13 protein-coding genes and 1 tRNA gene are annotated in these 12,940 nt (G+C 65.4%); 8 read left to right on the top strand and 6 right to left on the bottom strand.

What is annotated here, in order from left to right; genetic code table 11:
- Window positions 1-111: 111 nt before the first annotated feature.
- Window positions 112-414 carry a hypothetical protein gene (locus tag MTBUT4_RS00650; protein ID WP_173977725.1) on the bottom strand — a complete coding sequence of 101 codons (303 nt, stop codon included), beginning with the start codon at window positions 412-414 and terminating at the stop codon, window positions 112-114.
- 87 nt (window positions 415-501) lie between these two features.
- Here MTBUT4_RS00650 and MTBUT4_RS00645 point away from each other — a divergent pair, with 87 nt between their 5' ends.
- From MTBUT4_RS00645 to MTBUT4_RS00635, 3 genes are all read left to right on the top strand, one after another.
- Window positions 502-2,103, top strand: coding sequence for a SagB/ThcOx family dehydrogenase (locus MTBUT4_RS00645; RefSeq protein ID WP_173977724.1), 1,602 nt, complete (start codon window positions 502-504; stop codon window positions 2,101-2,103).
- Window positions 2,104-2,141: 38 nt separating this feature from the next.
- A tRNA-Gln gene (locus MTBUT4_RS00640) sits at window positions 2,142-2,216 on the top strand.
- Between the two features lie 403 nt (window positions 2,217-2,619).
- The gene (locus MTBUT4_RS00635; protein ID WP_173977723.1) at window positions 2,620-3,156 is read left to right on the top strand and encodes a DNA-binding transcriptional regulator; all 537 of its coding nucleotides are present in this window, start codon (window positions 2,620-2,622) and stop codon (window positions 3,154-3,156) included.
- Window positions 3,157-3,507: 351 nt separating this feature from the next.
- Here MTBUT4_RS00635 and MTBUT4_RS00630 read toward each other — a convergent pair whose 3' ends face one another.
- The 5 genes from MTBUT4_RS00630 to MTBUT4_RS00610 form a co-directional block, all read right to left on the bottom strand.
- Window positions 3,508-4,083: an RES family NAD+ phosphorylase gene (locus MTBUT4_RS00630; RefSeq protein ID WP_173977722.1), complete on the bottom strand. Its 576-nt coding sequence runs from the start codon at window positions 4,081-4,083 to the stop codon at window positions 3,508-3,510.
- Between the two features lie 26 nt (window positions 4,084-4,109).
- A complete protein-coding gene (locus tag MTBUT4_RS00625; protein WP_173977721.1) occupies window positions 4,110-4,448 on the bottom strand; it encodes an antitoxin Xre/MbcA/ParS toxin-binding domain-containing protein in 339 nt (112 codons plus the stop codon).
- 46 nt (window positions 4,449-4,494) lie between these two features.
- The gene (locus tag MTBUT4_RS00620; protein ID WP_173977720.1) at window positions 4,495-5,781 is read right to left on the bottom strand and encodes a hypothetical protein; all 1,287 of its coding nucleotides are present in this window, start codon (window positions 5,779-5,781) and stop codon (window positions 4,495-4,497) included.
- A gap of 322 nt (window positions 5,782-6,103) precedes the next feature.
- A complete protein-coding gene (locus MTBUT4_RS00615; RefSeq protein ID WP_173977719.1) occupies window positions 6,104-6,391 on the bottom strand; it encodes a DUF6488 family protein in 288 nt (95 codons plus the stop codon).
- Window positions 6,392-6,551: 160 nt separating this feature from the next.
- Window positions 6,552-7,745 (bottom strand): class I SAM-dependent rRNA methyltransferase, encoded by a 1,194-nt coding sequence (locus MTBUT4_RS00610; RefSeq protein ID WP_173977718.1) that lies wholly within the window; start codon window positions 7,743-7,745, stop codon window positions 6,552-6,554.
- Window positions 7,746-8,024: 279 nt separating this feature from the next.
- On the opposite strand from MTBUT4_RS00610, the gene ccoN reads away from it, so the two are divergent.
- The 5 genes from ccoN (at window position 8,025) to ccoG (ending at window position 12,936) form a co-directional block, all read left to right on the top strand.
- Window positions 8,025-9,476, top strand: coding sequence for a cytochrome-c oxidase, cbb3-type subunit I (gene ccoN / locus MTBUT4_RS00605; protein WP_173977717.1), 1,452 nt, complete (start codon window positions 8,025-8,027; stop codon window positions 9,474-9,476).
- A 15-nt stretch (window positions 9,477-9,491) separates the two neighbouring features.
- Entirely contained in the window at window positions 9,492-10,220 is a 729-nt protein-coding gene (gene ccoO / locus MTBUT4_RS00600) for a cytochrome-c oxidase, cbb3-type subunit II (protein WP_173977716.1), read from the top strand.
- Window positions 10,221-10,233: 13 nt separating this feature from the next.
- Entirely contained in the window at window positions 10,234-10,398 is a 165-nt protein-coding gene (locus MTBUT4_RS00595; RefSeq protein ID WP_173977715.1) for a cbb3-type cytochrome c oxidase subunit 3, read from the top strand.
- A gap of 1 nt (window position 10,399) precedes the next feature.
- Window positions 10,400-11,275 carry a cytochrome-c oxidase, cbb3-type subunit III gene (gene ccoP / locus MTBUT4_RS00590; protein WP_173977714.1) on the top strand — a complete coding sequence of 292 codons (876 nt, stop codon included), beginning with the start codon at window positions 10,400-10,402 and terminating at the stop codon, window positions 11,273-11,275.
- Window positions 11,276-11,505: 230 nt separating this feature from the next.
- Window positions 11,506-12,936 (top strand): cytochrome c oxidase accessory protein CcoG, encoded by a 1,431-nt coding sequence (ccoG, locus tag MTBUT4_RS00585; protein ID WP_173977713.1) that lies wholly within the window; start codon window positions 11,506-11,508, stop codon window positions 12,934-12,936.
- Window positions 12,937-12,940: the final 4 nt, after the last annotated feature.

The following is a 12,940-nucleotide window of genomic DNA, read 5'->3' as shown; positions in this document are numbered from 1 at the left end:
TTTTGGATCAGATAAGGACGAGGCCCGTCGCACAGTCTTGGCCCGCCTCGTCCCTCGAGATGCGCCCCTGCGGGCGCTCCTCAGGATGAGGCTACGGATGAAAGAAGCCGCTCAGCAACGCGCCAGCCGCCGCAGCTCCGCCGACAGCGCCCGAACCTCCGCCCAGTCCATGCCGCCGCCATCGAAGGCCAGGCCGTCCGCCTGCACGGCGAGGGTGATCACCCCGTCCGAGGCCAGCGGGCTGAGGAAGATCTCCCGTTCCGCCGAGCGGCCGTCGGCCACCGCCGCCAAGGCCAGGCCCAGGGTAGCCGCCTCGGCCGGGATCAGCAGATGCGCCGTCCCGCCCAGGTCCAGGCGCACCATGGGCCCCAGCGCCGGGTGACGGGCGGCGCTGACGCGGGGCGGGTCGACCACGCCGGTTCCTCCGCGAGACGTTTCCATATACATTCCAAACTGCACGCAATCGTGTTGCCATCCAACGGTTTTTTTGAGGGCATCCGCATGTCGACCGAGGCCGCCGCCGACATCCGCACCTATCACCGCCGCACCAAGCATGCGCCGCAGCGCTACGCTTTGGGGCCGGCCTTCCTGGACTGGGACAGCCAGCCCGATCCGTTCCGCCGTTTCGAGGGCGCCCGCCGGGTGGCGCTGCCGCTGTGCCCGGACGCCCCCACGCCGCCCTTCGCCGCCTTGGGCGAGGCGATGCCGCCCGCCGCCCTGGGACCCCAGGCGCTGGGCCTGTTCCTGGAACTGGCGCTGGGCCTGTCGGCGTGGAAGCAGGCGGGCGAGGCGCGCTGGGCGCTGCGCAACAACCCCTCCAGCGGCAATCTGCATCCCACCGAGGGCTGGGTGGTGCTGCCGCCGCTGCCCGGCCTGGGCGAGGCCGCCGCCCTCTACCACTACGCCCCCCACGACCACGCGCTGGAGGAACGCTGCCGCTTCCAGCGTCCGCCCACGCTGCCGGCCGGCGGCTTCCTGGTGGCGCTGTCCTCGATCCCCTGGCGCGAGGCGTGGAAATACGGCGAGCGCGCCTTCCGCTATTGCCAGCACGACGTCGGCCACGCCCTGGCGGCGCTGTCCTATGCCGGCGCCTGCCTGGGCTGGCGGGTGCGGGCGCTGGCGGCGCCGGGCGACGACGCGGTGGCGGCCCTGCTGGGGCTGGACCGCCCCGACGCCCACCACCCGTTCGAGGCCGAGCACCCCGATCTGGTGGCCATGGTGACGCCGGCCGCCGCCGCCGAGATCGCCCTCGACCGGCCGCCGGGGGAATGGTCGGGCACCGCCAACCGCCTGGGCGAGGATCACGAGCGCTGGCCGGTCATCGACGCCGCCCTCAAGCTGGCGGCCAAGCCGGAGACGGCGCCGCTGCCGCCACCGCCCGCCGCCGCGCCGCCGGCGCCGGGTAGCGGGGAGCCGGCCGCCACCATCATCCGCCGCCGCCGCAGCGCCCAGCGCATGGACAACCGCACCGCCATGGCGCTGCCGGCCTTCCTGCGGCTGCTGGCGGCGACCCGGCCCGACGCCGCCCGCCCGCCCTTCGCCGCCCTCCCCTGGCCGACGCGGCTGGCCCTGGCGCTGTTCGTCCACCGGGTCGAGGGGCTGGAGCCCGGCCTCTACGCCCTGATCCGCGACGGCGACTCGCTGCCCCGCCTGCGCCAGGCCATGTCCCCCCGCTTCCGCTGGCAGCTGGCGGTGCCCGAGAGCGGCCTGCCGCTCTATCTGCTGGAACCGGGCGATTTGCGCGCCACCGCCTCGGGCCTGTCCTGCCAGCAGGCCATCGCCGGCCATTCCGCCTTCAGCCTGGGCATGGTCGCCGATTTCGCCCGCACCCTGGCCGAGGAGGGCGACTGGGCCTATCGCCGCCTGTTCTGGGAAGCCGGCGCCATCGGCCAGGCCCTCTACCTGGAAGCCACCGCGGCCGGGCTGTCGGGCACCGGCATCGGCTGCTACTTCGACGATTCCGTCCACCAGCTGCTGGGCATCGACGGCGACGCCCTGGACTGGCAGTCGCTCTATCACTTCACCGTCGGCGGCGCCATCGAGGACACCCGCCTCGACACCCTTCCGCCCTACGCCCACCGCCCCACCTCGCCACCGGCTTGAATCCGTGCCGCGTTGCGACTATGGTGCCCACCCTCTGCTGGGGCGTAGCCAAGCGGTAAGGCAGCGGTTTTTGGTACCGCCATTCCCTGGTTCGAATCCAGGCGCCCCAGCCAGATTTCCTTCGACAAGACGATGCATGCGCGCCGCCGTGGGTTGGGCGGGGTGGTGTCGTGCGTGGTGGTGGCTGCTGAGAAGTGGGAGATGAGTGCACTGGCAGCGTAATTCCGGGTTACCATGCCCGGGCACTTGAATGCACTACGCGGATAGCGTATATGTGGACCGCCGACGACATCGCCATCACGCTGCTTGACGACTTGACCGACGACCCCATCGTCACGGCAGAGATCAGGACTCCCGACGGTGTCCTTCGCGTCATGGCGAGAGTCGAGGGAGAAGGGCCGACGCTGAGGCTGTGTGAACTCCATATGCATGGGGTCAATGTGGGGCTGCGGCAGTTCGGACATCAGCGGCTGTTTGCCCTGATCTGGGCGGTGATGCAGACGTTGGAGGGCACCGATGAAATCGTCATTGAAGGAGCGGTTCGGACCTCGGGTGCAGGTAAGGGCCATCGACCTCGTCCCCAGCGGTACACCCGTGAGGCTTTGCATCGCCATTTCCACCCCTCACCCCGACATCCCGGGGGCGGCCCTCTCGTTGGCGAGGAGGCACATGCCGATGGGGCAGGCACACCGGCACCTGACCCGTTTGCTCCGTGACGGCGAAGAGGGTGTGATCGAGGTCCCGCAGGTCGAGAACGTCGATGGCTTGATCGCCGACCTGAAGGAATGCGGTATCGCCGCCGAGGTGGCGGACCCGCCTGCGGACATCGACGTTCAGGCGGTGCGGAAGCGGACCGGGTACTCTCAGGACCAGTTCGCCCTAGCCTATGGTCTCGACGTCGCAACCCTCCGCAACTGGGAGCAGGGACGGACACGCCCCGACCTGACCGCACGCAGCTACCTGACCATGATCGCTTCGGATCCCGACGGCATGCGGAAGAGGCGGCTTCAGGCCGTCAAGGCAGCAAAGCAGGCTGCATCCGCATCGGCCTGAAACATTACCACGGCCGCATGAGCCGGCCTCTCGGGCGTTCGGCATTGCCTCTGCCCGCCGGTCCCCCTACGATGCCCGCCGCGTAATGTTGACAACCTCTCCGCGGGGTATGTGGACCACCTGTGTGGACCAGTCGCGTGGACCAAGAGGGCTTCGGAGGCGGGTTTCCGTTGTTGGGCAAGGCGTTGGGGGGTATCTAAGTTCGAATCCTGGCGCCCCAGCCAGATTTCCTTCGACAAGACGATGCATGCGCGCCGCCGTGGGTTGGGCGGGGTGGTGTCGTGCGTGGTGGTGGTTGCTGAGAAGTGGGAGATGAGTGCACTGGCACCGTAATCCCACCGTAATCCCCTCTTAACTCCGTCGGGGGCCGACGGGTGAAATGAAGCCGTTTGCCTCAGCCCATTCGCGCCATTCGACCATTTCATGATCGATCACTTCGAGCTGGTCTGTGAGGGAATGGTTGTCGGTAAAGATGATCAGATTGTCGCAGGACCAGCGCGCAGATGGAGCTATAAGACCATCCAAGCCGAGGAACGAGATGGCCGCCCCTATTTCTTGGCTGCGCCCATAGTCTCTTTTTCCATAGCATTCGAAATCCACGCCCAGTCGAGAAAGATCTGTCCGGGCCAGACGAAGGGTACGTGACGTACTGACCGCCAGCCGACTGACCTTGATCGGGCGTTTGCCGGGGATCGGGGTGAAATCTGCCAGAAATGAACAAACCTCTGCGAGCGCGCCATCCCTCTCGAGACTCGTATACAGCACGTAAATACCTGGATCTCCATCCGGCTTTGGTGCCCAGCGCCCCCCATTTATGGAGGGCGCAGTTGAGTCCACGCTGAAACCAGTAGCCCGAAAGACCTCTCCTGAAAACGACTCGGTCGGCAGCTCACTCAGGCGGTCGACGAGATCTCGATCGTGTATCATTCACTCGCCGTCCCATTGCGCTCAGGTTAAAGGTAGACCGCGTCGCGCAGCTGATCGACAAGACGCCGCACGTCATCGATCCGACCTTGCCGGATTAATTCGGCAGGCGAAGCACCGCCCAAATGTTTTTGCGGTGAGAATATCCAGAGCCTAGCTTCATTCGGCTCATAGAAATCCGAAAGCTGATCGACAATGAACTCCAGTTCGAGAAGGACTCTTTCCGTACTCGCATGAGGGTAGGCGCGCCCCTGATTCCATCGCGAAACCGTTTCTGGACGTGTGCCAAGGATATTGGCAACGTCAGTATGCTTCATCGCGCCCTTCGCGCGAATGGAGTCCAGCTTCCTTGCGACTGCACCGCTCATGGTCGCCGTTCCTTAACCTTCACTGATCTCTCCCGCATTCTTGTTGTCATTGTGATTCTCCGCCACCCACCCGCCTGGAAGGTGCCAAGGCCACAGAATCCGTGGCGGCCGATTCAGCCAAATGGGCGACGGCCTGCCTAAACCGACTTACTTCCCCCTGCTTCTTTGCAAAGACCTTCTGTAACTCCTCCCCCAGGTTTCCGAGGCCCGCAATCGCAGCAACGCCGTCGGACACTCGCCGAACACGTTCCTCGATGTAGTGCTGGACCCGGAGCGACTGAGGCACGGCACTAAGCCCCTCGATCTCGCGCGCCCTCTGGTAGATGGCATGCCGCGCTGGCCGGCCAATCATATCCCGGACGCCATGGGGGCAGCAGTGTGTGTCACGGCACCCACATCGCGCACGAACACGGGGCGAAACGTCCAAAAGCGCCTTTGCCGCATCAGGCTTCAGGAGCACATCAAGTTGGGGGATGTATACACGCCTCGAGGCTCCGCCTCCACTTGAAGTGCGGGGGCGTCGCCAGCTGGAGGCTTTGAAGTTTTGCTGAACCGTTACGCCGTGGGCCATGCCGCCAAGTGCCCCAAAGGCGAGGGCGCCGAGCCCAGGTAGTCCGCCTATATGGTCGCCGACCACCGGAACGCCGCGCTCATGAAGGTCTCGGCAAGCTTCGACGTAAGCCGCGGTCTTTTCGCCGGTGGCGTCATCACCGAAGTTTTCCACCTTGACCCAAATGGCATCGCACGGAGCATCCGCCACCGCACTCAGGACTGCCTGTCGCTCGGCTCTTCGCCGCAGAATCTCCATCGGGATAGCCAGCGAATAGATAAGCCCCAAATCGGACTGGCCAATCTCATCTGCCACCCAACCCATCATCCTGATGTCTCGGCGGATCCACGGATCGTTCGGTCCGGAGAGAAGGTGGGTGGGGCCAAGAACCTGGGTAAATCCGTGCTCGGTCGCCATTTCAACGATTTGAGCGGCACGCCTCCGCCCCGCCGAACCGTCGAAATCGCTCACCACGTGATGGCGGTCCATGCCCCATGGGAGGGAAGCCAGAGCCTCGGAGTTGCTGCCAGATAAGCCCATCTGCTGGGTTTTCGGATCGAGGATCACGTCGTACTCACGTCGCCGCGCTTCTGCGATGAGATCCCGGTGGCGCCCGACATCCTGGGCCCCAATGACAAATCCGAAAACCCCGCGCTCGCCAGTGGCCATCAGGTCCAACATTTCTTTGTGGTCGTTGTGACCCACGCGCACAAAGAATGCCAAGGGGGCAATCCCTGTGCGGACCCCTCTCGGACGAGGAAGGCGAATGACATTGTCGCTCATGGAGCACCTCCTGAGCTTGATATTACGCCTGCGGTTTTGGTTGCGCAAGGCATTGCGTTAGGAATTGACATTTTGAATGACGCGAGGGGAATTACGGGAATTACGGTGCCACTGGGAATTACGGTGCCACTGCACTTAATTCAAACGGGTTAACGCTCCCAGCGTCCCATCCCGGCGGCCACGGCCACGGCCAAGCGACAGCGACGCCATCCCGCATTCCCCATCCGTGTTCATCCGCGCGCGCCGTCAGGCGCCTGCGTTCATCCGTGTTGCCATGACCGCGCCGCACACCGCGAACACCAATCGCCCCAACACCCCCCCCTCACCGGCCGGTATAATTCGCGGCCAGATACATCCCCTCGATGGTGAAGAAGATGTAGAGGGTTCGTTTGGCCGGGTCGGCGACGGCGGGGGTGTGGAAGGCCACCAGCCATTCCTTTTCGCCATTGTTGTCGATCTGGTCGGCCTTGGCCGGTTCCACCATGGCCCAGGTGAAGTCGATCTTGCCTTCCTGGATCAGGCGGGTCTTGACGTCCATGGCGGCGGCCGGGGTGGCCGCCAGCAGCGCCAGGGCCAGGGCGGCGGCGCGGAGGGGGGCAGAGAGTGTCATGGCCGGCGGCCTTTCGTCGTTGCTCGAGGCGTTGAAGCTCGAGGCGCATGTCCTCGTGGGCGTGGGTGTGCTGATCGGTGGCGAAGCCGAACTGGTCGGGGTCGAGGGTATGCAGGGCGCCGTGCGACTGGGCAAGGAACAGCAACAGCCCGGCCGCCCCTCAATCCAGCTGCAGCGTCAGTGCCTTGAGGTAGGCGCTTTCCGGCAGCCAGGGATGGACCGGGTGGTCGGGGCCGGCGCCGGCGGTGCGCAGGATGCGGCCCGAGCGGCCGGCCAGGGAAAGGCCGTGGGCGATCTCCTCGGCGAACAGCTCGGCCGGCATGTGGTGCGAGCACGAGGCGGCGAACAGGAAGCCGCCCGGTTCCACCAGCGCCGCCGCCAGACGGGCCATCTTGCGGTAGCCCTTGGCGCCGGCCTGCAGATCCTTCTTCGACTTGACGAAGGCCGGCGGATCGACCACCACCAGCCCGAAGCGCTCGCCGGCGGCGTCCAGCCGGGCCATCTCGGCGAAGGCCTCGGCGCGGACGCAGGTCACCGCGGCGCCGTTCAGTTCCGCCGCGCGGGCGGCCAAGGCCAGCGACTGTTCCGAGCGGTCCACCGCCACCACCGACGTGGCACCGGCCAGCGCCGCCTGCACCGCGAAGCCGCCGGCATAGGTGTAGACGTCGAGCACCCGCCGCCCCGGAGCCAGGCGGGCGACGAAGGCGCGGTTGTCGCGCTGGTCGTAGAACCAGCCGGTCTTCTGCCCCTCGGCCAGGTCGGCGACGAAGCGGGCGCCGTTCTCCTCCAACTCCACCGGCCCGTCCGGCGCGCCCTTGGCCACCGAATGGCCGAGCGCCAGGCCCTCCAGGGTGCGCACCGGGCTGTCGTTGCGCAGGATCACGGCGGCCGGCGTCAGCACCGCGTCGAAGGCCTCCATCAGCATGGGCGTCAGCAGCTCCATGCCGGCGGTGTTGACCTGGACCGACAGCACGTCGCCATAGCGGTCGACCACCAGGCCCGGCAGTCCGTCGGCCTCGGAATGGACCAGGCGGTAGCAGGGGGCGGCGAACAGCGCCTGGCGCAGCGACAGCGCCGCCCGCAGGCGACCGGCGAGGAAGCCGGCATCCACCGTGTCGGTCCAGCGCCGCGACAGCACCCGGGCGGCGATCAGCGAATGGGGGTTGAAGCTGGCCACCCCCAGCAGCTCGTCGCCGGCATCGACGACGGTGACCAGGCTGCCGGGCGGCAGCGCCTTGGCCTCGGGCGTTATCTCGATCTCGTTGCTGAACAGCCAGGGGTGGCCGGCGCGGAAGCGGCGCGAGCGGCCCTTGGCGACGCGGATGCGGGGGCGGGAGGCGGGACTGTCGGTCATGGCCGCGCATGGTAAAGCAGCAATCGGCGGGCGGCAATCGCCGCCCGATCCCACTCGAAAGGGCGGACGCCACGCGAGGAAGGGTCGGCAAGGGCGCGGGAAATCAGTAAATTTTTACGGATTTTGATTTGGATCAATGGCCGGGGTCGGACATGCCGTCATAGTGCGCCGGTTCGGAGCACTGTCCGCTTGGCCGAGTATTGGCCTCGGGGGAACGATTGCCATTGGTTTGGCGGGCGCTTCGGACTGACCCTATTCCGGTCGAAACAGGAGTTCGGCATGAGCAGCAACACCGAAGCCACGCCCTATTGCGAAGACGTGGTGAAGAAGTTCGTCCTCGCGGCGACGTTCTGGGGTGTGGTTGGCTTCCTGGCTGGCGACTTCATCGCCTGGCAGCTGGCCTTCCCCGTCCTCAATCTGGATCTCGAGTGGACCACCTTCGGGCGTCTGCGCCCGGTCCACACCTCCGCCGTGATCTTCGCCTTCGGCGGCAACATCCTCTTCTCCACCTCGCTGTACGTGGTGCAGCGGACCTCGCGGGCCAGCCTGTTCGGCGGCTCGGGCCTGGGCAACGTCATCTTCTGGAACTTCCAGGCGCTGATCGTGGTGGCCGCCCTGACCTATGTGCTGGGCTTCAGCCAGGGCCAGGAATACGCCGAGCCCGAGTGGTGGATCGACCTGTGGCTGACCGTGATCTGGGTGCTCTACCTGATCGCCTTCGCCGGGACCATCATGAAGCGCAAGGAACCCCACATCTACGTGGCCAACTGGTTCTTCTTCTCGATGATCCTGACCGTGGCGATGCTGCACCTGGGCAACAACCTGGCCGTCCCGGCCGCGTTGTTCGGCGGCGACTTCATGAAGTCGTACAACATCTTCGGTGGCGTCCAGAACGCCATGACCCAGTGGTGGTACGGCCATAACGCGGTGGGCTTCTTCCTGACCGCCGGCTTCCTCGGCATCATGTACTACTTCGTGCCGAAGCGGGCCGAGCGTCCGGTCTATTCCTACCGCCTGTCCATCGTGCATTTCTGGGCGCTGATCTTCCTGTACATCTGGGCCGGTCCGCACCACCTGCACTACACCGCTCTCCCCGACTGGGCGCAGACCCTGGGCATGACCTTCTCGATCATGCTGTGGATGCCGTCCTGGGGTGGCATGATCAACGGCCTGATGACCCTGTCGGGTGCCTGGGACAAGCTGCGGACCGATCCGGTCATGCGGTTCCTGGTCTCGTCGGTGGCCTTCTACGGCATGTCGACCTTCGAAGGTCCGATGATGTCGATCAAGGCGGTCAACTCGCTGTCGCACTACACCGACTGGACCGTCGGCCACGTCCACTCCGGCGCTCTCGGCTGGGTGGCCTTCGTCTCGTTCGGCGCGCTCTACTACCTGGTTCCCAAGCTGTGGGGCCGCAAGGAGCTGTACTCCCTCAAGCTGGTGGGCGTGCACTTCTGGGTCGCCACCGTGGGCATCGTGCTCTACATCACCGCGATGTGGATCTCGGGCATCATGCAGGGCCTGATGTGGCGCGCCTACGACAACCTGGGCTTCCTGCAGTACTCGTTCATCGAGACCGTCGAGGCCATGCATCCCTACTACGTGATCCGTGCGATGGGCGGCCTGCTCTTCGTCCTCGGCGCGCTCGTGATGGTCTACAACTTCTACAAGACCATCAAGGGCGACGTCGCCGACGAAGTCATGCAGCCCTCGACCGCCGGCGCCCGCTGAGGGGAGGAGTGAACAATGTCTGTCTTCAAGCATCACGCTAAGCTCGAGACCAACGTCTTCTTCCTCGCGGTCGGCATTCTCCTGTCGGTGATCGTGGGCGGCCTCGTCGAGGTCGTGCCGCTGTTCACCATCGAGAGCACCATCGAGAAGGTGGAAGGCGTTCGTCCCTACAGCCCGCTCGAGCAGGCTGGTCGTGACATCTACGTCCGCGAAGGCTGCTACAATTGCCACAGCCAGATGATCCGTCCCTTCAAGGACGAGATCGAGCGCTACGGCCATTACAGCCTGGCGGCGGAGTCCAAGTACGACCATCCGTTCCAGTGGGCCTCCAAGCGCACCGGACCGGACCTCGCCCGCGTGGGTGGCAAGTACACCAACGACTGGCACGTCCGCCACATGATCAACCCCCGTGACGTCGTTCCCGAGTCCGTCATGCCCGGCTATCCGCATCTGATGCGGCCGCTGAACTATGCGGGCATCGCCGGCAACCTGACGGCGCTCAAGGTCGTCGGCGTTCCCTACACGGACGCCCAGATCATGAACGCCAAGAAGGACCTCGAAGAGCAGGCCATGTCGGATTCCCCCGACGCCGCCGTGCTCAAGAGCTATCCCAAGGCGAAGATGGGCGACGTCGACGGCAACCCCAAGGTCGTGACCGAAATGGACGCCCTGGTGGCGTACCTGCAGGTCCTCGGCACCATGGTGGATTTCACCACCGTGAAGCCCGAGAAGATCTACCGGTAAGGGAGCGCGGAGAGTGCTCGAGACTCTGGTCAACGAGGTTCTCCGCCCCCTCTGGGGTCTGTGGTTAATGGTTCTGTTCCTCGGGATCGTCTTCTGGGCCTACCGTCCTAAAAACAAGGACAGGTTCGAGTCCTACGGAGACATCCCTTTGAGGGACGACGAAGACAAGGAGCGCTGATATGGCTTCCATGGAGAAGGACTCGGTTTCCGGTCAGATGACGACCGGGCACGAGTGGGACGGCATCAAGGAGTTGAACACTCCTCTGCCGAAGTGGTGGGTGTACGTGTTCTGGGCCACGGTGATCTGGGCGGTCGCCTACTGGATCGCCATGCCCGCCTGGCCGACCATCAACGACTACAGCCGCGGCATGCTGGGCTATTCCTCGCGTGCCGACCTCGACAACGAGCTGAAGGCCCAGAAGCAGGCCCGCGGCGCGTGGCTGGCCAAGTTCCAGACCGCCAGTGTCGAGGACATCGCCAAGGACAAGACCCTGCTCAACTACGCCCTGGTGGGCGGCAAGGTGTCGTTCGGCGAGAACTGCTCGGCCTGCCACGGCTCGGGTGGTGTCGGCGTTGCCGGCGCCTATCCGCGCCTGGCCGATGACGAGTGGATCTGGGGCGGCACCCTGGCCGAGATCGAGCAGACCATCAAGTTCGGCGTCCGCAACGAGCATGCGGATTCGCGCCAGAGCGAGATGCTGCCGTTCGGCACCGGCGACATGCTGTCGGCGGAGCAGGTCGGGCAGCTGGCCGATTACGTGGTGTCGCTGTCGACGAAGACCCCCGCCGCCGGCTCGCCGGGCGAGGCCATCTTCGCCGAGCGTTGCACCGCCTGCCACCAGGAAGGCGGCGTGGGGTCCAAGGACCTGGGCGCTCCGGCGCTCAACAACGCCATCTGGCTGTGGAAGGGCAACAATCAGGCCGCCAAGGACATGGTGGTCGGCCAGATCACCAAGCCCAAGCACGGCTCGATGCCGGCCTGGGCCGGGCGTCTTGATGACAACACCATCAAGATGCTTGCGGTCTACGTCCACTCGCTGGGCGGCGGCCAGTAAGCCGATGAGGGAAGCGGGCGCGTCCGTCCCAGGACGCGCCCCTTTTTCTTTCCGGCCGTTTCCGCATTCCGGTCTTGATCGTTATCATTTGAATGTTCCAACTGAATGAATAGTCTAGGGCGGCCGGGCGCGAACAGCGTCGCGCCGCCATCGGTTTTTTGGGCAGGCCTTTCCCGCCCGGCCGCCGTATCTCTCGGCGGCGGTCCCCAGACAGGAAGAGTGGTCGGACGATGAACAAGGAAACGACGAAGTCGGGCGGCGGCAGCATGTACGCCGAGACCGTCAAGATCCAGCCGCGCAAGGTCAAGGGCACGTTCCGCTCGCTGAAGTGGTGGGCGACCGTCATCACCCTGGCCTTCTGGCACATCGCCCCGTTCGTCCGCTGGGACCGCGGCCCCGGTGCCCCCGACCAGGCGATCCTGGCCGACATGGAAGGCCGCCGCGCCTATTTCTTCTTCATCGAGCTGTGGCCGCAGGAGGTCTACTACCTCACCGGCCTGCTGCTGTTCGCCGCCATCCTCCTGTTCTTCATCTCGGCCCTGGCCGGCCGCGTCTGGTGCGGCTTCCTGTGCTGGCAGACGGTCTACACCGACCTGTTCGTCTGGATCGAGCAGGTGGTCATCGGCGACCGCAATGCCCGCATCATGTTTGAAAAGAAGCCCTGGACGGCGGACAAGATCGTCAAGAAGACCATCGTGCAGGCCGCCTGGATCGCCGTTTCGGCGGCCTGCGGCATCGCCTTCACGCTGTTCTTCGAGGACGCGTTCAAGCTGCTGCCGCAGATCTTCACTCTCGAGGCCTCGGCCGGCGTCTACGCCTTCATCGCCATCATCGGCGGCTTCTGCTACCTGCTGGCGGGCTATGCCCGCGAGCAGGTGTGCCTCTACATGTGCCCCTATTCGCGCTTCCAGTCGGCCATGTTCGACGAACACTCGCTGATCATCTCCTACGAGGACTGGCGGGGCGAGCCGCGCGCCCCGGCACGCAAGGGCCAGAGCTTCGACGGCCGCGGTCACTGCGTCGATTGCAAGATGTGCGTCCATGTCTGCCCCACCGGCATCGACATCCGCGAGGGTCTGCAGATGGCCTGCATCGGCTGCGCGCTCTGCATCGACGCCTGCAACTCCATCATGGACAAGCATGGCTTGCCGCGCGGCCTGATCAGCTACGATTCCCAGGTCAACGTCGCCTCCCGCGCGAAGGGTGGGCATCCCGGCACCAAGCTGGTGCGCACCCGCACCGTCCTCTATACGCTCTTGCTCACCGCCATCGCCGGCGCCATCATGCTCGGCCTGGGCACCCGCAGTACCACGGAGGTCAACATCCTGCACGAACGCGCCCCGGTGTTCGTCCAGATGTCCGATGGCACCATCCGCAACGGCTATACCTACAAGATCCTGAACATGGTCCGTGAGGAACGCAGCTACTCCCTGAAGGTCTCCGGCATCGAGGGCGCCCGCCTTGACGTGGTGGGCGGCGAGTCCGGCGTCGGCGAGACCAAGCTGACGGTGATGCCGGACGAGGTCGGTTCCTTCCGCATCTATGTCAACGTTCCCGAGGCCAATGTGCGCGACAAGACGACGCCGCTGTTCTTCACCCTGATCGACCCGACCGGCATCACGGTGCGTAGCGAAACCCTGTTCGCCGGGCCGGGCCAGTGACCGC

Origin of the sequence: Magnetospirillum sp. UT-4, from assembly GCF_902729435.1 — a bacterium.
Lineage (GTDB): Bacteria > Pseudomonadota > Alphaproteobacteria > Rhodospirillales > Magnetospirillaceae > Magnetospirillum.
The sequence above is the reverse complement of the archived record's forward strand: the minus strand, read 5'-3'. Positions and strand labels throughout refer to the sequence as shown.

Bases quoted from the DNA above. Each gene is read 5' to 3' on its own strand.
- MTBUT4_RS00630 (WP_173977722.1), bottom strand. From the start codon at position 4,083: ATGATACACGATCGAGATCTCGTCGACCGCCTGAGTGAGCTGCCGACC.
- MTBUT4_RS00625 (WP_173977721.1), bottom strand. From the start codon at position 4,448: ATGAGCGGTGCAGTCGCAAGGAAGCTGGACTCCATTCGCGCGAAGGGC.
- ccoP (WP_173977714.1), top strand. From the start codon at position 10,400: ATGGCTTCCATGGAGAAGGACTCGGTTTCCGGTCAGATGACGACCGGG.
- MTBUT4_RS00645 (WP_173977724.1), top strand. From the start codon at position 502: ATGTCGACCGAGGCCGCCGCCGACATCCGCACCTATCACCGCCGCACC.
- MTBUT4_RS00610 (WP_173977718.1), bottom strand. From the start codon at position 7,745: ATGACCGACAGTCCCGCCTCCCGCCCCCGCATCCGCGTCGCCAAGGGC.
- ccoG (WP_173977713.1), top strand. From the start codon at position 11,506: ATGAACAAGGAAACGACGAAGTCGGGCGGCGGCAGCATGTACGCCGAG.
- ccoN (WP_173977717.1), top strand. From the start codon at position 8,025: ATGAGCAGCAACACCGAAGCCACGCCCTATTGCGAAGACGTGGTGAAG.
- MTBUT4_RS00620 (WP_173977720.1), bottom strand. From the start codon at position 5,781: ATGAGCGACAATGTCATTCGCCTTCCTCGTCCGAGAGGGGTCCGCACA.
- MTBUT4_RS00635 (WP_173977723.1), top strand. From the start codon at position 2,620: ATGAAATCGTCATTGAAGGAGCGGTTCGGACCTCGGGTGCAGGTAAGG.
- ccoO (WP_173977716.1), top strand. From the start codon at position 9,492: ATGTCTGTCTTCAAGCATCACGCTAAGCTCGAGACCAACGTCTTCTTC.
- MTBUT4_RS00615 (WP_173977719.1), bottom strand. From the start codon at position 6,391: ATGACACTCTCTGCCCCCCTCCGCGCCGCCGCCCTGGCCCTGGCGCTG.